Genomic DNA, 26,501 nt, shown 5'->3' with positions numbered 1-26,501 from the left:
TGAACCGAGCGAGTGGACGCCGTCGCCTACCGGAGCGCCGTGGCTGCGACGCCGCCGACGGTACCGAGAACGGCGGGGTATGCGACGCCCGCGAGGAGCGCTGACGTGACCGGGTCGGGGCTGACGGCCGCGTCGCCGACGGAGACGGTGAAAAGCGCGATACCGGCGAGCGCGAAGACGAGGTAGCCGACCGTGGTTCCCGCGCCGGCCAGCGCGCCATCCCGCGTCGAGGACGCGCCGCTGACGACGGCCGCGAGCGCGCCCGCAGCGAGCAGCGCGACCACGGGCACGACGTAGAGCACCGGCGAGAACGCCTCGACGCCTTCGATGAGGTTCGCGCTGGAGGTCGTTCCGAACAGGCCGGGGAACCGGGTCGTCACGCCGTGGGCGCTCATGAACACCCAACCGACGACCTTCCACGTCGAGATGTCGGAGCCGAGGGCTTCGAGCACCTGACTGGCCGTCGAGTTCTCGATGGTCGAGGAGGAAAGCAGGTAGGTCACGAGGTAGCCGAACAGGGCCGCCCCGAAACCGGCGACGCCGCCGCTGCCGACCGACCGAAGCGTCGATGGTGTGGAACCGGGCGTCGATTCGGGTGTCGTTGACATCGTGTCGGAACCGATTGTCGTTCTCCCGTAAATGTCTCGTGGCCGCCGTGCGTGGGTGTCTCGCGGTACGATGTGGCGAGGGAGGCCGCGAGTCGTCCCGACGAGCAGCGGTGCGGAAGAGCGCGACTCAGCGAACGTCGTCTGGGTCGAGTTCCCAGCGGAACTCGGCGTCGTAGTCGCCGCTCGTCGCCAGCCAATCCCGGCGGGAGACGCTGTAGCGGAGTTCGTCGGCCGGCTCGCCGTCGATGACGATGCTGTTTCGCTCGCGACCGTCGCGGCCGCCGCCGAGCGCCGCCATGTACTTCTCGATAGCGCGCTGGGACTTCCCGTTCGCCGCGACGTGCGACACCGAGACGACTTCGAGGTCGAGTACGTCGAACGCGAGCGCCGCCAGCGCCGCGGCGCGCTCGCCGGAGTAGCCGCGGCCCCAGTAGCGCGGGCGGAGCCACAGGCCGAGTTCTCCGACGCGGCGGTCCCACTCGGTGTGGAGGCCGCCGAACCCCGCAATCTCGCCCGCGCCAGTTTCGCCCTCGCGCGGGATAATCGCGTAGTCGGCGCTCTCCGCGTCGGACCAACTCGACTCCCCGCGGTCGAGAAAGTCCTTCGTCACGTTCGGCGTCTCGTGGCGCGACCACGGCATGTACCGGGTCACGTCGTCCATCTCGGGGGCTGAACAGAGGCCGTAGGCCTCGTGAACGCCGACGTGCTTCGGGCGGCGGGAAACCAGCCTGAGCCGCGGCGTCTCGACGACCGCGGGGTAGAGGTCGCTCACTCACGGCCCTCCCAGCGGAACTCGGCGTCGTAGTCGCCGCTCGTCGCGTCTTCCCACTGCTCGCGGGTCACGGACCAGCCGCGAACGTCGCGCGGGGTTCCGTCGCCGCCGACGGTCTCGTTGGGGAACAGGCCGTCTTCCTGCCCGCCGAAGCGGTCGGTGTACTTCTGGATGGCGCGGCAGGACGCCTCGTTTTCGGGCATGGCGTACGCGAGCGCCACGTCGAGGTCGAGCACGTCGAAGACCGCGGCGAAGAACGCGGCCGCGCGCTCGCCGGAGTAGCCGCGGCCCCAGAACTCCTTGCGGAGCCACATCCCGAAGACGGCCCGGCGCTTGTCCCACTCGGGGTTGAAGCCGGCGGTGCCGGCGAATTCGCCCGCGCCGTCCTCGCCCTCGCGCGGGAAGACGGCGTAGATAGCGTTTTCCGCGGATTCGTGGCCCTCCTCGGCCTGTTCGAGGAACTCCAGCGTCTCCTTGGGCGTCTCGTGGGGGCTCCACGTGACGAACTCGGTCTCCTCCTCGATGGTGTCAGACCGCGAGGCGGCGAACTGCTCGTAGGCGTCCAACGGGTCGACGACCGCCCGCGACAGGGCGCGGAGCCTGAGCCGCGGGGTGACGATTTCGTCGGGGAACATGGAACGGAGTCCACTCGGAGGGCGCTAATAAGTTTTCTGAACATTGACATATGATTGCGTGGAACACGTCCGGGGCGGTCGCCGCTCTCGAACCCGTCGGATTCGAACACGTTCCGGGCGCACACACGTTCTCCCGCGCGAGAACCCGGAGATGCGTATTTGTGGCGGGAGCGCGTCTAGCGAGGACGGAACGGAGTGCAACGAGATGGACTGGGAGCGAACGGTGGGCGGCTACGCGCTCGTCATGGGAGCCGTGACGCTGGCCATCTGGGTGCTGACCGTCGACGGTGGTCCGGTGATGGAACCGCGGACCGACCCGTTTTCGCTGTTCGCGTCGCTCGTGTTGGGCGGTCTGACCGGCGTGTCGCTTCTGGCGACGGGCGTGGGACTCGTTCGAAGCCAGTTGTGGGCGCGGCCGCTCAGTCTCGTCGCCTTCGGCCTGCTTTTCGCCGGCGTCATCGACAGCGCCGGCTACTACGCCGGCGTCGGGCGGGTCGGCGTCGTCGTGGCGCTGTTCGTCGTCTGCCTCGCCACGCTGGCGGCGCTCGGCTGGTCGCTCCTCGACGCCCGGAACCGGGCGCGGCGGTCGGCGTGGTGAGGTGGCGCGGTGAGACGGCGCGGTGGGGCGCCTGAGCCGGTGAGCCGCCCCGGTAGTTCGGGCGCTTCCGGTGGAGCGTCCGACCGGCGCGCGGCGCTCCGCAACCACTAAACGCGCCTCGGTCCTCCTTCCGGTAATGGTAGACTGGACGGAGAAGTACCGCCCATCGACGCTCTCCGAGGTCCGCGGCAACAACAAGGCCCGCGACGCCCTCGCGGAGTGGGCCAAGACGTGGGACGACCACCGGGAGGCCGTCGTCGTCCACGGGAGCCCGGGCATCGGAAAGACCTCCGCGGCCCACGCGCTCGCCGCCGACATGGGCTGGGAGACGGTCGAGTTGAACGCGTCGGACCAGCGGACCGGCGACGTCATCGAACGCTTCGCCGGCCGCGCCGCGAAGAACGCGACGCTCGCCGGCTCCTCCGCGGGCACGTCCACCCGGCAGTTGGTCATCCTCGACGAAGCCGACAACATCCACGGCAACTACGACCGCGGCGGGGCCAGCGCCGTCACCCGCCTCGTCAAGTCGTCGAGCCAGCCCATCGTCCTCATCGCAAACGAGTTCTACGACATGAGCCGCGGGCTTCGGAACGCCTGTCAGGAAATCGAGTTCCGCGACGTGTCCGCCCGCTCTATCGTCCCCGTCCTCCGCGACATCTGCCGCAAGGAGGGGTTGGAGTTCGAGTCCGACGCGCTCGACCGCATCGCCGAGATGAACAGCGGCGACCTGCGGTCGGCCGTCAACGACCTCCAGGCCATCGCCGAGGGCCGCGAGAAAATCACCGAAGAGGACGTGGTCATGGGCGACCGCGACCGCTCCGTCGGCCTGTTCGAGTTCCTCGACGCCGTCCTCAAAGAGGAGTCCGCGCAGGACGCGCTGTACACCGCCTACGACGTGGACGAGACGCCGGACGACCTCACGAAGTGGGTCGAGGACAAGGTGTCGCTCGTCTACGAACCCGACGAACTCGCCCGCGCCTACGACTTCCTCGCCAACGCCGACCGCTGGCTCGGCCGCGTGCGCGCCACGCAGAACTACTCCTACTGGCGCTACGCGACCGACAACCTCGCCGCCGGCGTCGCGGCCTCCCGCGACCGAACCCGCGGCGGGTGGACCCGCTACGGCGGCGCGCCCTACCGCTCGACCCGCGACAAGACCCGCGACACGGTCGTCCGAAAAATCGCGCAGAACGGCGGCTTCAGCATGGCGACCGCCCGTCGCGAGGTCCTGCCGTACCTCTCGGCCATCACCCACCACTGCAAGCCCCGCGAACTGACCGTCGCCATGGCCGCCTACTACGAGTTCGACGAGTCCCACGTCTCTTTCGTCACCGGGAGCGGCGAGACGACGAACAAGGTCCAGTCAATCGTCGAGGACGCGGGCGAACTCCGCGAGGAACTGGTCGAGGAACACGCCGCCGGCGCGTTCGCCGGCATGGAAGACGTCTCCGTCGAGGGCGACGCCGCGGCCGCCGACGGCGACGGTGGCGGCTCCGACGACGTGCTCGACCGGGACACCGACGCCGACGAGTCGGGCGACAGCGACGAGGACGACGCCTCGACCGACGACGGGCAGTCCGGCCTCGACGACTTCTTCTGAGCGGGGCCGAACGCCGCGTTTCCGCCGCCCGCGATTGACGCCACGCGGGGGTTTTTGGGGCCGCCCGACGAACCGCGCGTATGAGAGCCGCAGTCCTCCGCGAACACGGTGAACCGCTCGACGTGACGGAAGTACCCGACCCGACGTGTGACGCCGACGGCGTCGTCGTCGAAGTCGAGGCCTGCGGTATCTGCCGGAGCGACTGGCACTCGTGGATGGGCCACGGCGAGTGGGCCGACGACGCGGTCCCGTCCGGGCAGATTCTCGGCCACGAGCCCGCCGGCCGCGTCGTCGAGGCCGGCGACCGCGTCGAGACGATTCGGGAGGGCGACCGCGTCGCCTTGCCGTTCAACCTCGCCTGCGGTTCGTGCGGCTACTGCCGGACCGGCCACGGCAACGTCTGTACGGGCGACCACCCCCACGCCCTCGGCTTCGAACCCGCCGCGCAGGGCGCGTTCGCGGAGTTGGTACATCTCCCGTCTGCCGATTACAACGCGATTCGACTCCCCGAGAGCGTCTCTCCGACCGACGTGGCCGCGCTCGGCTGTCGGTTCATGACGGCCTACAACGCCCTCGACGCCCGGGCCGGCCTCCGCGCCGGTCAGTGGGTCGCCGTCCACGGCTGCGGCGGCGTCGGCCTCTCGGCGATTCAGGTGGCGAACGTCCTCGGCGCGCGCGTCGTCGCGGTCGACGTGCGCGAGTCCGCGCTCGACGCCGCGGCCGACCTCGGCGCTGACGCGGTCGTCGACGGCTCCGCGGAGGACCCGGTGGACGCCATCCGCGGGCTGACCGACGGCGGGGCGCACGTCTCGCTCGACGCGCTCGGCGTCGCGGAGACCTGCCGGAACTCGGTTCGTTCGGTCCGGCCGCGGGGCTCGCACGTACAGGTCGGCCTGACGACCGAGGCCGAAAAGGGGAACGTGTCGCTGCCGACCGACTGGATGACGAGACACGAGGTGTCGTTCCTCGGCGCGCGCGGGATGCCGCCGACGAACGCCGACGACCTGCTCTCGCTGCTCGCGTCGGACGCGGTCGACCCCGGGTCGCTCGTGACGAAGACCGTCTCGCTCGACGAGGTGCCCGAGCGACTGGCCGCGATGACCGACTACGACACCGTCGGCGTCGAAGTGATGGTTCCGTAAAATCGGGGTTGGGCGGTTCGGACGCTCGTTGACTCGGCTCGGTACCGGGTCAGGGTGTCGGCGTCGGCGCTCGACGCTCTTCAGAGGCCTCATCATCCAGCCCGCGCCAGACGACCGCGCCGCAGTCCGGGCAGTCGAGTCGGACCGTGCGGCCGCCGCGCGTCCGTTCGGGCCACTCGTCGATGCCGGCGGCGCGGCCGCAGGTCTGACAGAAGAGGACGGCTTTGGTGCGTTCGCTATCGGGCGGCTCGTGACTGAATTCGCGGGGAACGTAGTTCATGCCGCAGGAAGCGGCGTTTCGGGGGATAAGCTTGTTGGAAGATTCCGGGTGTGTGCCCGGCTACCCCGGCTCAGAGCAGCTTCGAGAGGAACTGCTTGCCGCGGTCGGTCTTCGGGTTCTCGAAGAACACTTCGGGCGGCGAGTCCTCGACGACCTCGCCGTCGGCCATGAGGACGATGCGGTCCCCGACCTCGCGGGCGAACCCCATCTCGTGGGTGACGACGAGCATCGTCATCCCCTCCTCTGCGAGGTCGTGCATCACGTCGAGCACCTCCCCGACGAGTTCGGGGTCGAGGGCGCTCGTGACCTCGTCGAACAGCATCACGTGGGGGTCCATCGCGAGCGCGCGAGCGATGGCGACGCGCTGTTGCTGGCCGCCGGACAGTTGGTTCGGGTAGGAGTTCGACTGCGCGCCGAGGCCGACGCGGTCGAGTAGGTCGTCGGCGCGGCGCGTGGCGTCTCCTTTCTTGAGCCCTTTCACTTTCGTCGGCGCGAGCGTCACGTTCTCCCGCGCCGTCTTGTGGGGAAAGAGGTTGAAGCTCTGGAACACCATGCCGATGCGCTGGCGCAGGCGGTTGATGTCCGCGTCCTCGGCGGAGATGGACTGGCCTTCGAGGCGAATCTCCCCGCCCTGAATCTCTTCGAGGCGGTTCGCACAGCGGAGCAGCGTCGACTTCCCGGACCCCGAGGGACCGATGACGACGCACACTTCGCCCTCCTCGACGTTCAGGTCGATGTCCTTCAGGACGTGCGTCTCGCCGAAGTACTTGTCAACCCCGTCGAATTCGAGGAGACTCATCGGCGGTCACCTCCCCAGTCGGAGCGCTCCTCCAAGTAGGTCACGAGTCGCATCAGCGGCAGCGTGATCGAGAGGTACGCGATGGCGACGAGGACGAGCGGCGTCCACGGGTCGAACGTCGCGCTGTTGACGCTCCGGAACGCCTGCATCAGTTCGGGGATGGCGATGATGGTGAGCAGCGAGGTGTCCTTCACGAGGATGACCTGGTCGTTACCGATGGCCGCGAGGGCGTTGCGCCACGCCTGCGGGACGACCACCTCGCGCATTCCCTGGATGTAGCCCATGCCGAGCGACCGGGCCGCCTCCATCTGCCCGTCAGGGACGGCCCCGATACCACCGCGGACCGCCTCGCCGACGTAGGCGGCGTGGTTCAGCGTCAGCGCGATGATGGCCGTCGGGAACCCCCAGTTCTGTACCGGGAACGTCCCCGGCCACAGCGTCGGGATGCCGAAGTAGATAACGAATATCTGGAAAAGAAGCGGCGTCCCGCGGAAGAACTGGACGTACGCCGTCGCAATGCCGTTCGTTATCGCCGTCTTCGAGACGCGCGCGAGGCCGACGAACACGCCGGCGGTCACCGAGAGGATACCGCCGATGACGACGATTTGGAGCACCAAGAGGTACGCATCAACGAACTGCGGAAGGATGGTCCGCATCAGCGCGAAGTCGACCTGCGTGGCGACGATGTAGGCGACGAGCGCCAAGACGGCGAGCGCGAACAGACTCGACAGCCCCACGCCGAGCCACTTCAGGCTCGTGTCGTCGATGAACCCGCCGCTCCCGCGGTCGCCATCTTCGGCGGTCGCCCCTGAGTATGTGTCTGCCATGAGTTCGAGTGTCTCTGTCAGTCGATAAAAAAAGGAGGCCGCGTTCAGCCCTCGAAGTACTCGGCGTATATCTCGTCGTACGTCCCGTTCTCCTTGATAGCGGCGAGCGCCTCGTTCACCCGCTGGCGGAACTCGTCGTCTTCCTGACGGAACGCGATCCCGTAGTTCTCGACGGAGAGCGTGAGGTAGTCGGGAGCGTTCTCGCCGGACTCGGCGGCCGCGCCCTCGCCTTGGAGGAAGCGGACCTCTCCTTCGCCTTGGTTGTTAACGAACTCCGCGTTGACGGTGTTGTCGTTGATGACGGCGACGACCTGCCCGTTGACGAGGGCCTGGAACGCGCCGGTGACCTGGTCGTACTGGTTGAGTTCCAGTTCGCCGTCGAACTCCTCCTGTAACTCCTGGGCGGCGTCGGCGCCGGTGGTGCCCTTCTGGACGCCGACGGTCGTCCCGCGGAGGTCCTCTCTGGACTGGATGTCGCTGTCCTGCCGGACGATGACCGTCTGGTACGCGGTGAAGTAGGGGTCCGAGAAGTCGACCTCCTGCGCGCGTTGGTCGTTGATGGTCATCGCGGACATGATGATGCGGAAGTTGTTGTTGTTCAGCGAGGGGATTATGGAGTCGAAGCTCGTCGGCTTGAACTCGTAGTCGATGCCGAGTTGACCCTCGAAGACGGCCTCTGCGATGTCGACGTCGAACCCGGTGAGGTCGCCTTCGGGCGTCTCGTACTCGAACGGACGGTACGGGATGTCCGAACCGATAGTGATCATCTCGGGCATCTCGCTCGCCTCGCCGGACTCGGTAGTTTCGGCCTCGGTCGTCTCGGCCGATTCGGTCGATTCGGTGGTTTCGGACTCGGTCGTCTCGGTCGATCCACTCTCGCCTTCGCCGCCGCCGAGACAGCCGGCCAGCGTGAACGCGGCCGCGGCTCCGGCGGAGCCCTTCAGAAAGGTGCGACGTTCCATAACAGCCCTCAGGTAGCACAGCACCATATAACACTTCTTCGGTCCGCTCCTCAATTCGTATCGATATTGACGAAAAATATCCGGAAATTGTGTGGATAGGTGAGATATATGTCTAACTGAAAAATCTTCACTACACTATCGTTTTCTCGGATTAATCTACAACTATTACGTGTGATGTTGTCTCTGCTGGGGTCGACGGCGGAACCGTTGCCGACGGAACCAACCGAGCTGCCCAAAGAGTGACCGCGAGGAGCCGCGAGGAGCAGTGAGGCGCGCCGATACCCGTCGTCAGTCGGCGTCGTTCAACTCGCCAGCCTGCGGCACGGGGAGGCCGCCGCGGACGAGGACCGCCGCGCCGACGACGAGGACGAGCGCGAGGACGGTTCCGCCGAGGTGGGCGAGTTCGAGCACCGGCCCGTACACCTGCCGGCCGGCGATGAGGAGCGCGACGACCACGACGCTCGCGGGCGCGGTGACGAACCTGAGTCGGCCGTAGGCGTCCGCCCGCGGGCCGTGGGCGGCGTTCGCCCAGAGCGTGACGGCGAGGAGCGCGGCGTAGGTGGCGAGGCCGACGACGTAGTAGACGGCCTGCGTCGTCGGGCCGAAGGAGACGAACGCGTGGGGTGCGAGGACGAGCATGACGGGCGCGCCGACGAGCGCGAGCCTGACCGCGTCGGCGATGCGGGGGACGCCGCGGTCGACGAGTCCCCACGCGGCGGCGGCGACGACGGCGGTGAAGATGGAGGTTGCGACCACGTAGTGGGCGGTGAGGATGACCCACTCGTACTCGGTGACGGTGAGCGCCCCGAGGACGATTTGGAACGGGAGGATGACCGTGGCGACGACGAGCGCGTAGCGGACGCCTTTCGCGACGCCCTCGCGCCACGCCTGTACGGTCGTCCCGAGGATGAGGAAGCCGGTGAGCATGGCGACGAGGCGGTGGAACCATTCGAGGAAGCTGCCCCAGTTGGCCGGGAACAGGCCGAGGAAGCCGTCGCAGAACGGCCAGCGCCCGGCGCAGGTGAGACCCGCGCCCGCGGCGGCGGTGTACACGCCGAGGACCATCAGGACGCCGGTCATCGCGGCGGCCCCCGCGAGGAGGCGGCGAAGCCGAGGTGTCATACGCGTGGGTCAGGACCGCGCGAACTTATATCTCGTCGGTATGGTCCTCGAAGAAGTCTCCGTGCTATCTCCTCGCACGACAGGCCCGGCCGCTTGGCTCGTATCGGACCAGTTCGCCTCGGTCGCGTTGGACCGGTCCGCTCGGGTCGTCCGAGCCGTCCCATTCAAGTCGATTCGGTTGGACGCGCGAACATGGACGAGCGACTCGACTCCCGAGCGGACCGACTCGACGCGTATCTCGCAGACCGCGACCTCGAAGCGGTCTGGTTCGCCCGACCGAACTCCTTCGCGTGGCTCCTCGGCGGCGACAACGTCGTCGACCGCGACTCGCCGTTGGGCGTCGCCGCCGCGGGCTACGACGGCGACGAGTTCCACGTCGTGACTGACAACATCGAAGCGACCCGCCTGCTCCACGAGGAACTGCCCCACGAGGACGTTCGCGTCCACCGCTTCCAGTGGTACGAGGGCTCGCTGGCGTCCGGCGTCGAGTCGGTCTCACCGACCCCCGCCGCCGCCGACTTCGACGTGCCCGGCTTCGCTGACGTGGATGCCTCGGCGGTCCGCCAGCCGCTTTCCGACGCCGACATCGAGGCCTACCGCGAACTCGGCCGCGACGCGGCGAGCGCGGTCGAGCGGGTCTGTCGCGAACTCGCGCCGGGCGACACCGAACACGAGGTCGCCTCCGGTCTGAAAGTCACGCTCAGCGCGATGGGTATCGAAGCGCCGGTCGTGCTCGTCGGGGGCGGACGACGCGCCCAGAACTACCGCCACTACACGCCCAAACAGGAGGAACTCGGTGACTACGCGCTCGTCTCGGTGACGGCTCAGCGCGGCGGCCTCTACGCGAGTTGCACGCGGACCGTCGCGTTCGACGCGCCCGAGTGGCTCGAAAACCGCCACGAGGGGGCGATGCAGGTCGAGACAGAGGCGCTTGCGGCGACCCGAAAAGCGGCCGTCGAGGGCGGCACCGCGGGCGACGTGTTCGACGCCATCCGCGACGCCTACGACGCGGTCGGGGAGTCCGAAGAGTGGCTGAACCACCATCAGGGCGGCGCGGCCGGATTCGCGGGCCGCGAGTGGTTCGCCACGCCCGACGCCGACGACGAAGTCCGCGCGCCGATGGGCTACGCCTACAACCCGACCATTCAGGGGGCGAAAAGCGAGGGCACCGCGCTCGTCACCGAAGGCGGCGTCGAACCGCTGACCGCGACCGGCCGCTGGCCGACCCAAACCGTGACCGACGCCGACGAGACAATCGAACTCGAACGGCCGGAAATTCTTCACATCGAACCGGAGTAATTTTTCGAGCGGGGCAGCGTCGATTCGTCGCCGCGACCTCGCCGCCGTCCGCCGGAGGTTCGACTATTGTCGAAGTCAAAATTCGACGTTGTTGAATAGCTTTTTGCCCCCTGCGTGAGGACGTGTGGTTCATGGGACTGGACGACGACTCACGGGAATATCACAGACAGGACCCGCCCGGAAAAATCGAGATTGCGACGACGAAGCCGACGAACACCCAGCGCGACCTGAGTCTGGCGTACTCGCCGGGCGTGGCCGCGCCGTGCCGCGACATCGCGGAGGACGAGAACGCCGCCTACGAGTACACCGCGAAGGGTAATCTGGTCGGCGTCGTTTCCAACGGCTCCGCCGTCCTCGGGCTGGGGGACATCGGGGCGCAGGCGTCGAAGCCGGTGATGGAGGGCAAGGGCGTGCTGTTCAAGCGCTTTGCCGACATCGACGTGTTCGACGTCGAACTCGACATCGCCGACGTGGACGACTTCGTGGCGGCGACGAAGGCGATGGAGCCGACGTTCGGCGGCATCAACTTGGAGGACATCAAGGCCCCGGAGTGCTTCGAAATCGAACGACAGCTCCGCGAGCAGATGGATATCCCCGTGTTCCACGACGACCAGCACGGCACGGCCATCATCTCCGGGGCGGCGCTTTTGAACGCCGCCGACATCGTGGACAAGGACCTCGACGAACTCGACATCGTCTTTTCGGGGGCGGGCGCGTCCGCGCTCGCGACGGCGCGGTTCTACGTCTCCCTCGGCGCGAAAAAGGAGAACATCACGATGTGCGACTCCTCGGGCATCATCACCGAGTCGCGCGTCGAGGACGGCGACGTGAACAAGTACAAAGCCGAGTTCGCCAAGCCGGTCGACGAGGGCTCGCTGTCGGACGCGATGGAGGGTGCGGACGTGCTCGCGGGGCTCTCGGTCGGCGGCATCGTCAGTCAGGAGATGGTGCGGTCGATGGCCGACAACCCGGTCATCTTCGCCATGGCGAACCCGGACCCCGAAATCACCTACGAGGACGCGAAGGAGGCCCGCGAGGACACCGTCATCATGGCCACGGGCCGCTCTGACTACCCGAATCAGGTGAACAACGTGCTCGGGTTCCCCTTCATCTTCCGCGGCGCGCTCGACGTGCGCGCGACCGAAATCAACGAGGCGATGAAGCGCGCGGCCGCCGAGGCGCTCGCTGAACTCGCCCGACAGGACGTGCCCGACGCGGTCGTCAAGGCCTACGGCGACCACCCGCTCCAGTTCGGTGCCGACTACGTCATCCCCAAACCGTTGGACCCCCGCGTGCTGTTCGAAGTCGCCCCCGCGGTCGCGCAGGCGGCGATGACCTCCGGCGCGGCCCGCGAGCGCCTCGACATGAACGCGTACCGCGAGCGCCTCGAAGCCCGCCTCGGGAAGTCCCGCGAGATGATGCGCGTCGTCCTCAACAAGGCGAAGTCGAACCCCAAGCGGGTCGCCCTCGCGGAGGGCGAAGACGAGAAGATGATTCGCGCCGCCTACCAGATGCAGGAGGAGGGCATCGCCGAACCCATCCTCGTCGGAGAGACGACGACGATTCTGCGCAAGGCCGAAGAGCTGGGTCTCGACTTCGACCCGACTATCGCCAACCCCCGCGACGGCGAGTGGGACCACTACGTCGACCGTCTCTACGAGCTTCGACAGCGGAAGGGCGTCACGAGCTCCGAAGCCGAGGAGCTCGTCCGCCGCGACTCGAACTACTTCGCCAGCGTGATGGTCGAAGTCGGTGACGCGGACGCGATGCTGACCGGCCTCACGCACCACTACCCGTCGGCGCTGCGCCCGCCGCTCCAGATTATCGGCACGGCCGACGACGCCGACTACGCCGCCGGCGTCTACATGATGACGTTCAAGAACCGCGTCGTCTTCTGCGCCGACACGACGGTCAACCTCGACCCCGACGAGGAGGTTCTCGCGGAGATTACGAAGCACACCGCGGACCTCGCCCGTCAGTTCAACGTCGAGCCTCGGGCGGCGCTGCTCTCGTACTCCAACTTCGGGAGCGTCACGAACGAGGGCACGCGAAAGCCCCGCGACGCCGCGGCGCTCCTGCAGGACGACCCCGAGGTCGACTTCCCGGTCGACGGCGAGATGCAGGCCGACACCGCCCTCGTCGAGGACATCCTCGAAGGAACCTACGACTTCGCTGAGCTCGACGGCCCCGCGAACGTCCTCGTGTTCCCGAACCTCGAAGCGGGTAACATCGGCTACAAACTGCTCCAGCGGCTCGGCGGCGCGGAGGCCATCGGCCCGATGCTCGTCGGCATGGACAAACCCGTCCACGTCCTCCAGCGCGGCGACGAGGTCAAAGACATCGTCAATCTGGCGGCGACGGCGGTCGTGGACGCGCAGGAAGAGTAACGGACCCGAGCGGAGCGAGGGCTTTTTTTGGTCCAGCTTTTTGCGGAGAGGGCGAGCGGAGCGACCCCGAACCGCAAAAAGGTGGTCGTTCGATCTGGCGGCGACAGCGGTCGTAGACGCGCAGGAAGAGTAACGGACCCGAGCGGAGCGAGGGGTTTTTTGGCCCAGCTTTTTGCGGAGAGGGTGAGCGGAGCGAACCCGAACCGAAAAAAGGTGGTCGTGGACGCGCAGGAAGAGTAACGCGAAGTTCGCCGTCGGTTTTTCTTCGAATCCCTACCCGAACTCGGCCCACGCGACGGCGACGCCCAGCCCGACCGCCGGCGGGGTCGCGTAGAGCGCGAACGTCGTCGAATCCGGCGGCGAGAAGCACGCGGCGAAGGCGACGAGACAGAGGAGCGACAGCCCTCTCGTCCGCCCGGCGAGTCGCCGCGAGAGCGCGCCGGCGCGGCGTAACCCGAGCAGAAGCGGGGCGACGGCCGCGCCGCCGCCGACCGCGACCGGGAAGAACAGTTCGAGTTCGAGCGCCGACTGGCGGGAGTCGGCCGCGACGCGGCCCCAGCCGACCAGCACGTCGACGAGGCCCGGCGCGAACTGCCGCGCGGCGACGGTTCCGACGAGGAAGCCCGCGGCGGCGAGTGCGAGCCACCCCGAGGCGGCGCGGAGGTCGACCGCCGGGTCACGGTCGACGAGGGCGACGAGCGAGACGCCGGCGGCGAGAGCGCCGGCGAGCGCGCCCAGTTCGAGCCGGACGAGAAAGTTCGGGCCGACGACGCCGACGACAGTTGTCGAAACACCGGCGGTCGGTGAGAGGAGCCCCGGGTCGCGGACGGCGGCGACGACGACGACGGCCGTCAAGAGTGCGGTGATGACCAGTCGGCGCGCGTGGCGGCGCGCGGTCGCACCGAGCGGCGAGAGCCCGCGTCTCCGAGGGTCGAACGCGCCGACGGTCTCCGCGGGGTCCATACGTCCGGCGTCGTCGCTCCGTGTTGTCAACTTTTTGATGGAGAAGTGACCGGCCGGCGACGGGACGGTCGCCCCGATGGTAGCGGCCCGGAACGGCGACGCTCCGGTGGGACTGCTCGCGCTCGGCGGCCCACTCGATGGACGGGGCGAACAGGGGGTCGTCGGCGACGGCCTGCGTTCAGTCGCTCGCGCGCCCTTCGAACCGCGAGGGCGGGAGGTAGCTCACGTCGGTGCCGGAGTCGGCTTCGAACTCCGGGGGTTCGGGAAGCACGCAGCGGTCTGCCCGCCGGTTGACGTGTTCGTACTCGTTCGGCGCGTTCGCCAGCGGGTGTGCGGGGTTCTCTCGGCTGTCGATTCGCGCGGCGCGAAGCTCTCCGAAGCCGGCGATACGGGCCTGAATCCCCCGCCAGTGGTGTTCGCTGCCGGCGGGGACGACGATTCGCTTCGGTGACTTCCAGTCGGGGTGGTCGCCGGCGAGGACGGCGTTGTTGACGTTCGCGGCGAGGTCGTCGTGGTCGACGAGGACGCCGACCCGAGCGCCGGGCGGCGCGCGATGGGCGAGCACGTCCAGTCCGAGGTGAAGTGCGCGATACTCCGAGACGTTGTTGTCCGGCGGCACGTCAGGGAGTGCGATACGGGCGACTCGCTCGCCGTCGCGGGTCTCTATCACCGCACCGAGTCCACCGCCGTTCGGGCGATACGACCCGTCCGTCGCGACGTAGAAGTGCCGTTGATGCGTGCGCGGCGGGTGTGCGATGTGAGGCGTCGGCGACTCGTCGAACAAGTCCCGAAGTGTGGGACGGCCGGTCACGGCCATACGAACGTTTCGGAGATGGGTCGTAATAAACGTACCCCGTATCTGGGGGGCGATGCACCCGTGTCAGAAGTCGATGCCTCAGCGGGATAACTATCTGTAATATATTCTCAGAACGCTATACGAAGTCGGGGGACAGGCAATGGATATAAGAACGGTCAACTCAATGTGCCTTCGATGGCTGACAACACTTCGCATACTAGTCGGCGTTCATACATTAAGTTGGCAGGCGGCGCGGCGGCGGCAGCGGCGCTCGCGGGCTGTACCGGTAACGGCGGGGAGGAGTCGGAGACCACGGAGACGACGACCGGCGGAGACGAGACGGAGACCGCCGAGACGACGACCGAGGACAGCGGTTCGTTCGACGTGACTATCACGCAGGGCCAGATGCCCTCCGGCCTCGACCCCCAAGACCACCGCGAGACGTCGACGGATATCGTCGTCCTCCACGCGTACGAGGGCGTGTTGACCCGCGACGCGGCGGGGTCGATTCAGACCGCGCTCGCGACGAACTACGAGCGCATCGACGGGGAGAACGCGGTCCGCTTCGACCTCCGCGAGGGCGTCACGTTCCACAACGGCGACGAACTCACCCCCGAAGACGTCGCGTACAGCATCAACCGCGTCGTCGACGAGGAGGTCGGCTTCGCCAGCCCGCAGAGCGACCAACTCGCCGGCGTCTCCGGCGCGGAGGTCATCGAGGGCGAGAACGCCGTCAGGGTCAACAACGCGTCTCTCAACCCCATCGTGTTCTCCGAGTTCGCGACCTACCTCGACGTGATGCAGCGGTCGTGGGTCGAGGAGAACGACAAGGCGTACATCAGTCAGCACATGAACGGTACGGGGCCGTTCCAACTCGACTCGTACACCGAAGACGAGGAGGTCGTCCTCACGGCGTACGAGGACTACTGGCGAGAGCCCGCGGCGGTCGACACGCTCACCTTCCGCGCCGCGTCCGAGGCCAGCACGCGCGTCAACCAACTCTTGCAGGGCGAGACGGACCTCGTCGTCAACGTCCCGCCGCAGGAGGTCCAGCGCGTCACTAACTCCGACAACGCCCGCGTCGCCGCGTCCCCGTCGACCCGCATCATCTACAACGGGATGCGCTACGACGTTGAGCCGTTCGACTCGATGGAGTTCCGGCAGGCGATGAACTACGCAATCGACCTCGAAAGTATCGTCCAGAACGTCCTTGAGGGCTTCGGCACGCAGACGGGCCAGCCCACCCTCCCCGAGTTCGTCGGGCACAACCCCGACCTCGACCCCTACCCGTACGACCCGGACCAAGCCGAACAGCTGGTCGAAGACTCCGGCTACGCCGGCGCGGAAATCGAGCTTCACACGCCGGTCGGCCGCTACCTGAAGGACCTCGAAGTGGCGCAGGCGGTCGCGGGCTACATCGACGAACTCCCGAACGTCACGGCGACGGTCCGCCAGCGCGACTTCGGCTCGCTCGTCGACGAACTGCTCGCGGGCAGTATCGAGGCCCGTCCGCCGTGGTTCCTCATCGGCTGGGGCGAGGCGACGTTCGACGGCGGCCTCGTCATGGAGGCGCTTCTCTCCTCCGACGGGACGCTCACGACGTGGCAAAACGAGGAGTTCGACGCGCTGCTCGAACAGGCCGGCAACCAGTCCGGCGAGGAGCGCGAGGCGACCCTCCAGGAGGCGAACGCGATGGCCCACGAGCAGTGCCCGTGGATATTCCTGAACCAGCAGTACAGCGTCTACGGCGTCAACGACGCCATCGCGTGGGAGGCCCGCTCCGACGAGCGCATCGACGCGTACGCGATGAGCCAGCAGTAGTCGATGTCGCTGTCGAGGTTCCTCATCAAACGCTCGCTCCAGGGGCTGTTCGTCATCTGGGGGGTCATCACGGTCGTCTTCGGCCTCCGGTTCATCTCGCCGGGGGACCCGGCGAACGTGCTGTTGCCGCCCGATGTCGACCCGGAGGTCAGAGCGCAGGTCATCGCCGAACTCGGGCTGAACGAGCCCCTGTACGTGCAGTATTGGGAGTTCATCTCGGGCATCCCGTTCGGTGACCTCGGCCTGTCGCTCGTCACCCGGACGCCGGTTTCGGCCCGCGTCGTGGCGAGGCTCCCGGCGACGCTGGAACTCGCCATCGCGGCGACAGTCGTCGCCGTCGTCATCGCGATTCCGCTCGGCGTCCTCTCTGCCACGCGGCGTCACGAGCCGGCGGACTACGGCGCGACCGTGTTCTCGCTGGTCGGCATCAGCACGCCAAACTTCTGGCTGGGCGTGATGCTCATCCTCGTGCTCGCGGTGCAGTTGGACGCGTTCCCGACCAGTCAGCGCCCCATCGGCCTCGACGGCGTCGCGGTGCTTCTCGCCGGCGGCGACGTGGGCGCGGCGATACGCGGCTTCGGGACGTGGCTGTGGCATATCACGCTCCCCGCAATCACGCTCGGGACGTACTTCACCGCGCTCATCACGCGGCTCACCCGCAGCGGAATGCTCGACCAACTCGGACAGACCTACGTCCGCGCGACGCGGGCGAAGGGGCTCCCGGAGACGCTGGTCCGCTACAAGCACGCGCTTCGGAACACGCTCATCCCGGTCATCACCGTCATCGGACTCCAGCTCGGCACCCTCATCGGTGGGGCCGTCATCACGGAGGCCGTCTTCGCGTGGCCGGGACTCGGGTCGCTCATCATCAACAGCATCAACGCCCGCGACTGGCCGGTCTTACAGGGCTCGCTCATCGTCGTCGCGGTCGGGTTCGTCCTCGTGAACATCCTCGTTGACGCCCTGTACGCCTACGTCAACCCGCAGGTGGCCTACGATTAACGCTCTATGATATCGGAACGCACACGCAGAAACCTTCGCCGGGAACTCAGACGGAGTCTCCTCGCGAAACTCGGCATCGTCGTCGTCGTCCTCATGGTGGCGATGGCCATTTTTGCCCCGTTTATCTCGCCGTATAGCCCGTCTCAACAGGACCTCGACAACGCCCGGCAACCGCCGCTCGGATTCAGCACGACGGAGACCAGAGAGGTGACGCAGATGGAAAACGGGAGCGTCGTCATCGAAGACGGGCAGGTCGTCACCGAGACGCAGACCGTCTACACGAACGCGACGCTCGCCCACCCGCTCGGCACCGACGGCAACGGGCGGGACATCCTCTCGCGCATCATCTACGGCGCGAGAACGTCCATCCTCGTCGGCCTGTTCGGCACGTCGCTCGCGGCGCTCATCGGCGTCCTCGTCGGGCTGTCGGCGGGGTTCTATCGCGGCCGCGTGGACGACGTGCTGATGCGGAGCGCGGACATCATGCTCGCGTTCCCCTCGCTCGTCCTCGCAATCGCCCTCGTGGGCGTCTGGGGGCAGGCGCAAGCGCCAATCCCCGACCCGTTCGTCGCCACCGGGCTCGCCCCGGCGTTCCGCTCGGCGGTCGGGTTACCGACGGGAATGCCGGGAACGGTCGTCCTCCCGGGGACGGTCATCGTCGTCGTCGCGCTCGTCAACTGGGTGTGGTTCGCCCGCGTCGCCCGCGGCGAGGCGCTCTCCATCCGCGAGGAGGAGTACGTGAAAGCCGCGAAGGCGCTCGGCGCGAGCGACGGGCGGACCGTGCTCAGACACGTCCTCCCCAACGCCATCACGCCCATCCTCGTGCTGGCGACGATTCAGGTGGCCGCCATCATCCTGCTCGAATCGGCGCTGTCGTTCCTCGGCTTCTCCGGGGCCGACGTGTCGTGGGGCTTCGACATCGCCCTCGGCCGGCAGTACCAGTCCACCGCGTGGTGGATTTCGACGATGCCCGGCCTCGCCATCGTCGTGACGGTCATCGGGCTGAACCTCGTCGGCGACTGGCTCAGAGACGCGCTCGACCCCGGCATCGAAGGGGAGGGGGGCGTCTGAGATGGCCGACACGATTCTCAGCGTCCGCGACCTCTCAACCCGGTTTTTCACCGAGGAAGGGCAAGTCAACGCGGTCGAAAACGTCTCGTTCGACGTCGAAGACGGCGAGATATTCGGCATCGTCGGCGAGTCGGGGTCCGGCAAGTCCGTGACCGCGCTGTCGGTCATCGACCTCATCGAGTCGCCCGGTCGCGTGACCCAAGGCGAGATATGGTACCGCAACGCCGACCTCGCCGAGGAGTTCCGCAAGTCGAAACCGGACGCCGTCGACGGCGACCTCGTCGACATCCGGCGGCTCCCGGAGGGCGTCCGCCGGTCGCTCCGCGGGCCGTCGTTCAGCATGGTGTTTCAGGACCCGATGAGCAGTTTTAACCCCTCGATAACCGTCGGCGAGCAGATAGCCGAGGCGGTCGAGGTCCAGCGCCGCGCCCGGTCGAACCCGCGGAGCACGCGCTCGCGCACCCAGGGCTACGGGCTCGCGTCGCTCATCAGGGACTCGCTTCTCCCCTCGAAGAGCTACGTCGACGACGAGAGCATGGACCGCGCGGTCGAACTGCTCGACCAAGTCGGCATCCCCGACCCCGAGGACCGCGCCGAGGAGTACCCCCACCAGTTCTCCGGCGGAATGCTCCAGCGCGCGATGATTGCGCAGGCGCTCGCCGGCGAACCGGACGTACTCATCGCCGACGAACCGACCACCGCGCTCGACGTGACAATTCAGGCGCAGATTCTCAACCTCCTGCGCGACTTGCAGGAACAGGAGGGGATGAGCATCCTGATGATAACCCACGACTTGGGCGTCATCGCCCGGATGTGCGACCGCGTCGGCGTCATGTACGCCGGCGAGGTCGTCGAGCGCGGCCCCCTCGCCGACATCTTCGACGACCCCGTCCACCCGTACACGCAGGGACTGTTGGGGTCGATTCCGGACGTTGACGACCCCTCGGGCCGCCTCGAACCCATCTCGGGCAACGTCCCGAGCCTGCTCGACTCGGAGATGCCCGACGCGTGTTACTTCGCCGACCGGTGTCCCAAAGCCATGACCGACTGTCTGACCCGCATCCCAGAGTACGAACTGGACGGCCGACACAGCGTCCGGTGCGTCCTCGCCGAACAGGAGTACGACCCCGCCGACGCCGTCGATTCGGTCGACGGGGGCGAGGCGGCCGGGGAGGTGAGCGCCGATGACTGAGCCGCTCCTCGCGGTTCGGGACCTCCAGAAGTACTACTTCGAACAGGATTCGTTCGTCGACAGCCTCCTCGGGCGCGACCCGACGAGCGTCAAGGCCGTCGACGGCATCTCCTTCGAGGTCGAACGCGGCGAGACGCTCGGCCTCGTCGGCGAATCCGGCTGCGGGAAGTCCACGACCGGAGAGACGCTGCTCCGACTCCGTGAGGCGACCGGCGGCGCGGTCACGTTTGACGGAAAGAACGTCTTCGAGATGGACGACGACGAACTCAAGACGTTCCGCCGGGACGCCCAAATCGTCTTCCAGGACCCGTTTTCGAGTCTCGACCCGCGGATGACCGTCGGCGACATCGTCGCCGAACCGCTGAAGATTCACGGGATTCCCGAGTCCGCCGGCGACGAGTCCAAACGCGAGTGGCGGCGCGACAGGGTCACGGACCTGTTAGAGCGGGTCGGCCTCTCAGCGAACCACTTCGACCGCTACCCCCACGAGTTCTCCGGCGGCCAGCGCCAGCGCGTCGGCATCGCTCGCGCGCTCGCGCTCGAACCGGAGTTCATCGTCCTCGACGAGCCGGTGTCGGCGCTCGACGTGTCCGTGCAGGCGCAGGTGTTGAATCTGCTCGACGATTTGCAGGAGGAGTTCGGGCTGACGTATCTGTTTATCGCTCACGACCTCTCCGTCGTCCGCCACATCTGCGACCGCGTCGCCGTGATGTACCTCGGCAACATCGTCGAACTCGGTCCGACCGACGACCTGTTCGAGTCGCCGAAACACCCCTACACGAAGGCGCTGTTGGAGAGCGTTCCCCGACCCTCCACGGCCGAACACGGCCGACGGGTCGAGGCGCTGCCGGGTGACGTACCGTCGCCGCGAAACCCGCCGTCCGGCTGTCGCTTCCGGACTCGGTGTCCGGAGGTCATCCCCCCGGACGACCTCGCCATCGAACAGGGGAGCTACCGCGCCGTGATGGACCTTCGGGACGCTCTCGCGGTCGGTGACGTGAACCAAGACCATATCTGGGACGCTGCCGACCCCGACCGGGAGGACACGGAGGCGTTCATCGAGGAGGCCCGCGCGCGACACGTCGACGACGAACTCCGCGACGAGGTCGCGAGCGTCGTCGACACGGCGCTCGGCCACCTCGCGGAGGGCGAGGTCGACCGCGCCGGCGAGACGCTTCGGAACCGCTTCGAGAGCCCCTGTGAGACGCGACGCCCCGGCGTCGGTGACGTGCTGCATCCCGCGGCCTGCCACCTCTACGAGGGTTCGGACGAGGTGATAGTCGTCGAGACGAACGCCGGCACGGCCGCCGAGGCCGACGACTGACACGGGTCCAGCGGGCGACGAGTGCTGGCCTCGGCCGACGCCACCCTCGCGGCACCGGCGAAACCGCCCCGTAACGAAACGTTCAGGCCCCTACCGGGCGCACCATCGCTGTGACACGGTATCGAAACGTCGGTCTGTTCGTCGTCCTCGCCGCCGTCTGGGGGTCCGCGTTCATGGCGATCAAAGCCGGGCTGGAGTTCTTCCCGCCGGTGCTGTTCGCGGCGCTCCGGTACGACGTGGCGGGGGTCGTGATGCTCGCCTACGCGCTGTACGCCACCGACTCGCCGCTCCCGCGCGGCAGAGCCGAGTGGACCGAAGTCGCCATCGGCGCGGTGTTCCTTATCGCCGCGTACCACGCGCTCCTGTTTATCGGCGAGACCGACCCCACCGTGACGAGCGCCGCCGCCGCCGTCATCGTGAGCCTCAGTCCGGTGCTCACGACCGGATTCGCGCGACTCCTGCTCCCGAGCGAGCGACTCACCGCCCTCGGCGTCGTCGGCCTCCTCCTCGGACTCGTCGGCGTCGCGGTCCTCTCGGAACTCGACCCGAGCAACCTCCTCGCCGGCGGTACGGTCGCGAAACTCCTCATCTTCGGCGCGGCCGCGGCCTTCGCCCTCGGCTCCGTCCTGACACGTCGGGTCGACTCGGAGCTGCCTATCGAGACGATGGAGGCGTGGTCGATGCTCCTCGGCGCGGGTCTGATGCACGTCGCGTCCGTCGGCCTCGGCGAGCGCCCCGGGGCGGTCGTCCTTAACGTCCAGTCGGTCGCGGCGCTCGCGTATCTCTCACTCGCGGCGAGCGCGCTCGGCTTCCTCATCTACTTCGACCTGCTCGCCCGCCTCGGTCCCATCGAAATCAACCTCGTCTCGTACGTCGCCCCCGTCTTCGCGGCGCTCTCCGGCTGGGCGTTCCTGAGCGAGGTTCCGACACCGTCCACGGTCGGCGGGTTCTCCCTCATCTTCCTCGGGTTCGTCCTCCTGAAGCGCGGGGCGATTCGGCGCGAACTCCGCTATCGGTTCGGTGACGGTGCCCGCGCGACCGACTGAATGGGCGCGCGGCTACGCGTCCGTCGCGTCAACCCGCTCGACCGTCTCCACTTCTCCGATCATCGTCCAGCCGTCTTCGCCGGGACGCTGTCGACCGACGACGACCGCGTCGTTGTGCTCCGTCGTCGCGAACCGATAGACTGCGTCGTCGCCGTCGAGTCCGCCTTCGGCCTGAAAGTCGGTCTGGAAGAACTCCGCGCTCTCCAGCGTGAACGTGCCGTCTATCTCCTCGCCGACGACGAGGCGCATAGCGTTCGGGTGGATGTTGTACATGCGCTTTGCGACGCGATTGAGGTCAGGCATACCCCGACAGTTGCGCCCGCGGGCTAAATCCCTGCGGGAGCGACGCCGACCGAACCATCCGTCGGACCGCGGGCGACGTGTCGGGCTCCCGACCGTATCGAGCGCCGCGTTCGAACCGGAGAAAACCCGCGGAAATTCAGGGTTCGACGACCGTTCAAGAACGCACGACTATTCCGTGAATAAAAGAGTTAGAGGAACTTATGAAGAATTAGACGGCCGCTCGTCTATCGATGAAACTTCACATTTACCGGATAGTCGTGGGTAAACGAGTATGAAACGAGTCGAATTCTCGCACCTAATTATGACCCCTCCGCTCCATGTTGTAGTCGTAGGTGCCCCCCAACCAATGTCGAACTCCCCATCCACGGTCCCCCGTGAACGCCTCTCCCAACTCCGTGAGGTCGTAACGGAAGAACGGCCGCTCCGCCTCGGCTTCGAACTCGTCGCCGCACCGCTTCGGTTCGTCGGCTTCTGGGCCGCAGTCGCCCTCCCGTTCCTGTATCTCCCCTTGCTGTTCGGCGGCCTCGAAGCCAGCGAGTTCACCGTCTTCGGAGCGCTTCTCGCACTCAACGCGCTCGCGCTCGTGATTGGCCACAACTACGCCCGTTCGTAGACGCGGTCGTACACCGGCGCGGGTCGTGGTTTGCGACAACGAACTGCGTTTTCCCTCCATCTCCGCGGCCGTCCTCTCGTTTCCCGTCTCTCGGGCTCTGTGCGGCCATCCGGTCACTGCCGCATGTCCCTCACGTTCGACCATCGGGAACCGAGTTGCTTTACCGCGGTCCGGTCTTCGGAGTCAGTATGTCGCTTTCGATGGTTCCACTGGGACGGACCGGAACGACGGTCTCCGAGCTCGCGTTCGGGACGTGGCGGTTCGGTCGGCAGAACGACGACGGCGCGGTCGAGGTCGGACGCGACCGCGCCCACGAGCTGCTCGACGCCTACGCCGCCGCCGGCGGGAACTTCATCGACACCGCCGATATGTACGGCGATGGGGCCAGCGAGACGTACATCGGCGAGTGGCTCGGGGAGCGCGACCGCGAGGAGTTCGTCGTCGCGTCCAAGGTTTTCTGGCCCACCCGCGAGGACGCCAACGGCCGCGGGCTCAACCGGAAGCATCTCCGCCGCCAGATAGACCGCATTCTCGACCGGCTCGGCACCGACTACGTCGACCTGCTGTACATCCATCGGTGGGACGACGAGACGCCGGTCGAGGAGTTCATGCGGACGCTCGACGGGTTCGTCCGCGACGGGAAGGTGAACTACCTCGGCACCTCGACGCTCGAACCCAACGCCTGGAAAGTCGTCAAGGCGAACGAACTCGCCGACAAGCGCGGCTACGAGCCGTTCAAAGTCGCCCAGCCGCGGTACAACGCCGTCAACCGCGAGATAGAGGGGAACTACCTCGATATGTGCGCCGACTACGACATCGGCATCGTCCCGTGGTCGCCGCTGGCCGGCGGCTTCCTCACGGGCAAGTACGCCCGCGACGAGCGCCCGCCCGCGGACTCTCGCGCGGCGAACGACCAGCGATTCGCCGACTCGTATCTCACACCGGCGAACTTCGACGCGCTCGAACAGGTCGAGGAGGTCGCCGAGGCGGTCGGCGCGTCGCCCGCGCAGGTCAGCCTCGCGTGGCTCATGCATCACCCGCAGGTCACCGCGCCGATTGTCGGCGCGCGAACGGTCGACCAGCTCGGCGAGAACGTCGTGGCCGCGGACATCGACCTCACGCCCGACCAGTTCGAACGCATCTCGGTCGCCAAGCGTCACTTGTCCGCGTAACAGCTTCGGAACCGACCCCGAACCGTCAGGTGTAGGTCAGAAGCGGCCCCGAACCGTCAGGTGTAGGTGTCGTCGGTGGGTATCGGCGCGTATGACCGACGACGCGTTCGACGCCGACGCCTACGTCTCCGAGCTCCGGGCGAAACGCGAGGAGAAAGACGACTTCTTCGGGTCGCACCCGCAGTCACCGATTCCGCCGGAGGAACGGGACGACTTCGACGGCCTCGACTACTTCGACCCCGACCCCGAATACCGCGTGACCGCGTCGGTCGAGACGCACGCCGACCCCGAGCCGGTGACGATGGACACCTCGACCGACGGCGAGGTCCGGTATCTCCGCGTCGCCACGTTCCACTTCGCACTCCGCGACACCGACCTCACTCTCGGCGCGTATCGTCAGGAACACGACGACTCGCCGACGCTGTTCGTCCCCTTCCGCGACAAGACGACGGGACAGCAGACCTACAACGGCGGTCGGTACATGGAACTCACGCCCGACGCGCCCCTCGACGAGTTGGAGGAGGTCGTCGTCGACTTCAACCTCGCGTACAACCCGTTTTGCGCGTTCACCGAGGCCTTCGAATGTCCGCTTCCGCCGGAGGAGAACTGGCTCGACGTGGTCGTTCCTGCTGGCGAACGGGACTACGAGTAACCCGGCGAATCAAAAGCGCAAGTTCCATATCGGACGCTTCCGGAGAGACCGACATGGGACTGCTCAGTTCGAAGAAAGCCGTCATCGGGATGGTGCTGATGATCGTCGGGACGCTCGCTATGCTGCCGGGAACGCTGCCGAACTCCGCGCAGGTGATGTCCTACGCACTCGTCGTCGGTGCCGGCGCGCTCACCCTCGGAACGTGGATGGTCGGCACGTCCGAGGACGGCCGCCCGGTCTGAGACCGGCGCGTTCCCCGTTGTAACGGCGAAGAATCGTCTGTTCTCGCGACGGCGTAGTTTGTCCGTCTGATCGGGTGTCAGCGACGCGGCCGGACACGCCCGCAGGAGTCGAGTCAGCCGCGGCTCGGTGGGTCGGACAGTCGGAAGAAAACGATGCCGCGAAGGCTGTGTCGCGTTCAGGCGTCGGGGCCGGACCAGCTCTGGAGGGTGGCAGAGTTACTGCCACTCTCGGAGGTCCAGATGACTCGAACAGTCGCGGTCGAGAGGTCGTCGGCGTTCTGCTCGACAACCGTCACTTGGCTCCCGGCGGTAATCTCCGAATCCGAAGATATCGACTCCCAAGTGCCGGTCGTCCCGCTCGACCCGGCGAGTTCAGTTCCCGTGGAGTCGTTCAGGGCAACCGAAGAGGAGATGTTGACCTGCCCGGCGTCAATGGACGAACCGCTCTCGTGGGTAACCGTGAGGGCGGTACCGTTGTAGTCGAAGCCGAAGCTCGCCTGCGGAGCAGTGTCGCCGACCTGGTCGCCGAGGCCGAGGACGAACGTCCCGATGACGGCCGCGAGAATCACCGTGATTGCGACCATGAGGATGACGCCGATGACCGGCGACACCGCGTCGTCCTCGGAGAGGAGGTGTTTGCAATTCATCTATCCGTTGTAGGTCCACTGCTGGAGCGTAGAGGAGGTACTGCCGCTCTGCGAGTTCCAGACGACGCGAACGGTATCGCCGTCAGCGAATCCACCGGAGTTGTTTACCACGGCGGACCCACCTGCGGTGATCGGGTCGGAGCCACCGTAACTGGTCCAGTTATCACCGGAACTGGAGAAGTTACCGGTTATCGTGACTTGGTTCGCGGCAATCTGTTCGCCGCTCTCGTGGGTGATGGTCAGGTTGTCGGTGCCGTCGTAATCGAAGCTAAAGCTCGCCTGCGGCGACGTTTCGCTGACTTGGTCGCCGAGACCGAGGACGAACGTCCCGATGACGGCCGCGAGAATCACTGTAATCGCCACCATCAGGATAACCCCGATGACGGGACTGACTGCACGGTCTTCCGTGAAGAGATGTTTGAGTTGCATGCGTTATGTCCGACACCCGGACGGTATCGCTCGCCGAAGACGCCGGTGGCGCGGTCGTCGCTGCGCGACCAGCATCCCTGCCCGGCACCCGTCGCGGTGTGTCCACCCGACTCGTATCCCCGGGATAACTTAAATCTACGTACCAGATTAATGGTCAATTTCGCCCTCCAATTTGAGCATTAATATAGTGTTTATAT

28 protein-coding genes are annotated in these 26,501 nt (G+C 67.0%); 15 read left to right on the top strand and 13 right to left on the bottom strand.

Annotated features, from left to right (window positions below; translation table 11 throughout):
* Positions 1–26: 26 nt before the first annotated feature.
* From ACSR87_RS03715 to ACSR87_RS03705, 3 genes are all read right to left on the bottom strand, one after another.
* Positions 27–608, bottom strand: a complete 582-nt coding sequence (locus ACSR87_RS03715; RefSeq protein WP_498529545.1) for a DUF7978 family protein — start codon at positions 606–608, stop codon at positions 27–29.
* A 127-nt stretch (positions 609–735) separates the two neighbouring features.
* The gene (locus ACSR87_RS03710; RefSeq protein WP_498529544.1) at positions 736–1,380 is read right to left on the bottom strand and encodes a GNAT family N-acetyltransferase; all 645 of its coding nucleotides are present in this window, start codon (positions 1,378–1,380) and stop codon (positions 736–738) included.
* A complete protein-coding gene (locus ACSR87_RS03705) occupies positions 1,377–2,015 on the bottom strand; it encodes a GNAT family N-acetyltransferase (RefSeq protein WP_498529543.1) in 639 nt (212 codons plus the stop codon). Before ACSR87_RS03705 ends, ACSR87_RS03710 begins: the two co-directional genes overlap by 4 nt.
* Before the next feature lie 205 nt (positions 2,016–2,220).
* Here ACSR87_RS03705 and ACSR87_RS03700 point away from each other — a divergent pair, with 205 nt between their 5' ends.
* From ACSR87_RS03700 to ACSR87_RS03690, 3 genes are all read left to right on the top strand, one after another.
* Positions 2,221–2,613 carry a DUF8058 family membrane protein gene (locus tag ACSR87_RS03700; protein WP_498529542.1) on the top strand — a complete coding sequence of 131 codons (393 nt, stop codon included), beginning with the start codon at positions 2,221–2,223 and terminating at the stop codon, positions 2,611–2,613.
* A 136-nt stretch (positions 2,614–2,749) separates the two neighbouring features.
* Complete coding sequence (locus tag ACSR87_RS03695) at positions 2,750–4,213, top strand: replication factor C large subunit (protein WP_498529541.1); 1,464 nt, start codon at positions 2,750–2,752, stop codon at positions 4,211–4,213.
* A gap of 80 nt (positions 4,214–4,293) precedes the next feature.
* Positions 4,294–5,355, top strand: coding sequence for a zinc-binding dehydrogenase (locus ACSR87_RS03690; protein ID WP_498529540.1), 1,062 nt, complete (start codon positions 4,294–4,296; stop codon positions 5,353–5,355).
* A 49-nt stretch (positions 5,356–5,404) separates the two neighbouring features.
* Here ACSR87_RS03690 and ACSR87_RS03685 read toward each other — a convergent pair whose 3' ends face one another.
* The 5 genes from ACSR87_RS03685 to ACSR87_RS03665 all read right to left on the bottom strand — a co-directional run bounded on the left by ACSR87_RS03685 (position 5,405) and on the right by ACSR87_RS03665 (position 9,303).
* Positions 5,405–5,635, bottom strand: coding sequence for a DUF8106 domain-containing protein (locus ACSR87_RS03685; protein ID WP_498529539.1), 231 nt, complete (start codon positions 5,633–5,635; stop codon positions 5,405–5,407).
* A gap of 70 nt (positions 5,636–5,705) precedes the next feature.
* On the bottom strand, positions 5,706–6,434 hold the full coding sequence (locus tag ACSR87_RS03680) for an amino acid ABC transporter ATP-binding protein (RefSeq protein ID WP_498529538.1): 729 nt from the start codon (positions 6,432–6,434) through the stop codon (positions 5,706–5,708).
* Positions 6,431–7,261 (bottom strand): amino acid ABC transporter permease, encoded by an 831-nt coding sequence (locus ACSR87_RS03675; protein ID WP_498529537.1) that lies wholly within the window; start codon positions 7,259–7,261, stop codon positions 6,431–6,433. The genes ACSR87_RS03680 and ACSR87_RS03675 overlap by 4 nt, the downstream gene beginning before the upstream one ends.
* 44 nt (positions 7,262–7,305) lie before the next feature.
* Positions 7,306–8,223, bottom strand: coding sequence for a basic amino acid ABC transporter substrate-binding protein (locus tag ACSR87_RS03670; RefSeq protein WP_498529536.1), 918 nt, complete (start codon positions 8,221–8,223; stop codon positions 7,306–7,308).
* Positions 8,224–8,511: 288 nt separating this feature from the next.
* A complete protein-coding gene (locus ACSR87_RS03665; protein ID WP_188148678.1) occupies positions 8,512–9,303 on the bottom strand; it encodes a COX15/CtaA family protein in 792 nt (263 codons plus the stop codon).
* A 234-nt stretch (positions 9,304–9,537) separates the two neighbouring features.
* Here ACSR87_RS03665 and ACSR87_RS03660 point away from each other — a divergent pair, with 234 nt between their 5' ends.
* Complete coding sequence (locus tag ACSR87_RS03660) at positions 9,538–10,644, top strand: M24 family metallopeptidase (RefSeq protein WP_498529535.1); 1,107 nt, start codon at positions 9,538–9,540, stop codon at positions 10,642–10,644.
* Positions 10,645–10,775: 131 nt separating this feature from the next.
* On the top strand, positions 10,776–13,031 hold the full coding sequence (locus tag ACSR87_RS03655) for an NADP-dependent malic enzyme (protein WP_498529534.1): 2,256 nt from the start codon (positions 10,776–10,778) through the stop codon (positions 13,029–13,031).
* Positions 13,032–13,304: 273 nt separating this feature from the next.
* Here the strand turns inward: ACSR87_RS03655 and ACSR87_RS03650 are convergent, their stop codons facing one another.
* Both ACSR87_RS03650 and ACSR87_RS03645 read right to left on the bottom strand, forming a co-directional pair.
* On the bottom strand, positions 13,305–13,994 hold the full coding sequence (locus ACSR87_RS03650) for a hypothetical protein (protein ID WP_498529533.1): 690 nt from the start codon (positions 13,992–13,994) through the stop codon (positions 13,305–13,307).
* A gap of 178 nt (positions 13,995–14,172) precedes the next feature.
* The gene (locus ACSR87_RS03645; protein ID WP_498529532.1) at positions 14,173–14,811 is read right to left on the bottom strand and encodes a ribonuclease H family protein; all 639 of its coding nucleotides are present in this window, start codon (positions 14,809–14,811) and stop codon (positions 14,173–14,175) included.
* A 219-nt stretch (positions 14,812–15,030) separates the two neighbouring features.
* Between ACSR87_RS03645 and ACSR87_RS03640 the strand changes: the two genes are divergently transcribed.
* The 6 genes from ACSR87_RS03640 to ACSR87_RS03615 all read left to right on the top strand — a co-directional run bounded on the left by ACSR87_RS03640 (position 15,031) and on the right by ACSR87_RS03615 (position 22,246).
* Complete coding sequence (locus ACSR87_RS03640) at positions 15,031–16,611, top strand: ABC transporter substrate-binding protein (RefSeq protein WP_498529531.1); 1,581 nt, start codon at positions 15,031–15,033, stop codon at positions 16,609–16,611.
* A 3-nt stretch (positions 16,612–16,614) separates the two neighbouring features.
* Positions 16,615–17,613 carry an ABC transporter permease gene (locus ACSR87_RS03635; protein WP_498529530.1) on the top strand — a complete coding sequence of 333 codons (999 nt, stop codon included), beginning with the start codon at positions 16,615–16,617 and terminating at the stop codon, positions 17,611–17,613.
* A gap of 6 nt (positions 17,614–17,619) precedes the next feature.
* Complete coding sequence (locus ACSR87_RS03630; protein WP_008575652.1) at positions 17,620–18,684, top strand: ABC transporter permease; 1,065 nt, start codon at positions 17,620–17,622, stop codon at positions 18,682–18,684.
* A 1-nt stretch (position 18,685) separates the two neighbouring features.
* Positions 18,686–19,876: an ABC transporter ATP-binding protein gene (locus ACSR87_RS03625; RefSeq protein WP_498529529.1), complete on the top strand. Its 1,191-nt coding sequence runs from the start codon at positions 18,686–18,688 to the stop codon at positions 19,874–19,876.
* The gene (locus ACSR87_RS03620) at positions 19,869–21,200 is read left to right on the top strand and encodes an ABC transporter ATP-binding protein (RefSeq protein ID WP_498529528.1); all 1,332 of its coding nucleotides are present in this window, start codon (positions 19,869–19,871) and stop codon (positions 21,198–21,200) included. Before ACSR87_RS03625 ends, ACSR87_RS03620 begins: the two co-directional genes overlap by 8 nt.
* A gap of 110 nt (positions 21,201–21,310) precedes the next feature.
* Positions 21,311–22,246 carry a DMT family transporter gene (locus ACSR87_RS03615; RefSeq protein WP_498529527.1) on the top strand — a complete coding sequence of 312 codons (936 nt, stop codon included), beginning with the start codon at positions 21,311–21,313 and terminating at the stop codon, positions 22,244–22,246.
* Positions 22,247–22,258: 12 nt separating this feature from the next.
* Here ACSR87_RS03615 and ACSR87_RS03610 read toward each other — a convergent pair whose 3' ends face one another.
* Positions 22,259–22,549, bottom strand: coding sequence for a DUF8072 family protein (locus tag ACSR87_RS03610; RefSeq protein WP_163489472.1), 291 nt, complete (start codon positions 22,547–22,549; stop codon positions 22,259–22,261).
* 346 nt (positions 22,550–22,895) lie between these two features.
* On the opposite strand from ACSR87_RS03610, the gene ACSR87_RS03605 reads away from it, so the two are divergent.
* The 4 genes from ACSR87_RS03605 (at position 22,896) to ACSR87_RS03590 (ending at position 25,228) form a co-directional block, all read left to right on the top strand.
* On the top strand, positions 22,896–23,162 hold the full coding sequence (locus tag ACSR87_RS03605) for a DUF8028 family protein (protein WP_008575661.1): 267 nt from the start codon (positions 22,896–22,898) through the stop codon (positions 23,160–23,162).
* A 188-nt stretch (positions 23,163–23,350) separates the two neighbouring features.
* Positions 23,351–24,334: an aldo/keto reductase gene (locus tag ACSR87_RS03600; protein ID WP_004042350.1), complete on the top strand. Its 984-nt coding sequence runs from the start codon at positions 23,351–23,353 to the stop codon at positions 24,332–24,334.
* Between the two features lie 91 nt (positions 24,335–24,425).
* The gene (locus tag ACSR87_RS03595; RefSeq protein ID WP_498529526.1) at positions 24,426–24,986 is read left to right on the top strand and encodes a DUF1684 domain-containing protein; all 561 of its coding nucleotides are present in this window, start codon (positions 24,426–24,428) and stop codon (positions 24,984–24,986) included.
* A 53-nt stretch (positions 24,987–25,039) separates the two neighbouring features.
* Positions 25,040–25,228 (top strand): DUF8178 family membrane protein, encoded by a 189-nt coding sequence (locus tag ACSR87_RS03590; RefSeq protein ID WP_498529525.1) that lies wholly within the window; start codon positions 25,040–25,042, stop codon positions 25,226–25,228.
* Between the two features lie 176 nt (positions 25,229–25,404).
* On the opposite strand, the gene ACSR87_RS03585 is transcribed toward ACSR87_RS03590, so the two are convergent.
* A complete protein-coding gene (locus tag ACSR87_RS03585; RefSeq protein WP_498529524.1) occupies positions 25,405–25,875 on the bottom strand; it encodes a type IV pilin domain-containing protein in 471 nt (156 codons plus the stop codon).
* On the bottom strand, positions 25,876–26,304 hold the full coding sequence (locus ACSR87_RS03580; RefSeq protein ID WP_498529523.1) for a type IV pilin domain-containing protein: 429 nt from the start codon (positions 26,302–26,304) through the stop codon (positions 25,876–25,878).
* Positions 26,305–26,501: the final 197 nt, after the last annotated feature.

Source organism: Haloferax sp. SDI50 (genome assembly GCF_059802635.1).
This window is presented reverse-complemented; position numbering and strand designations above follow the sequence as displayed.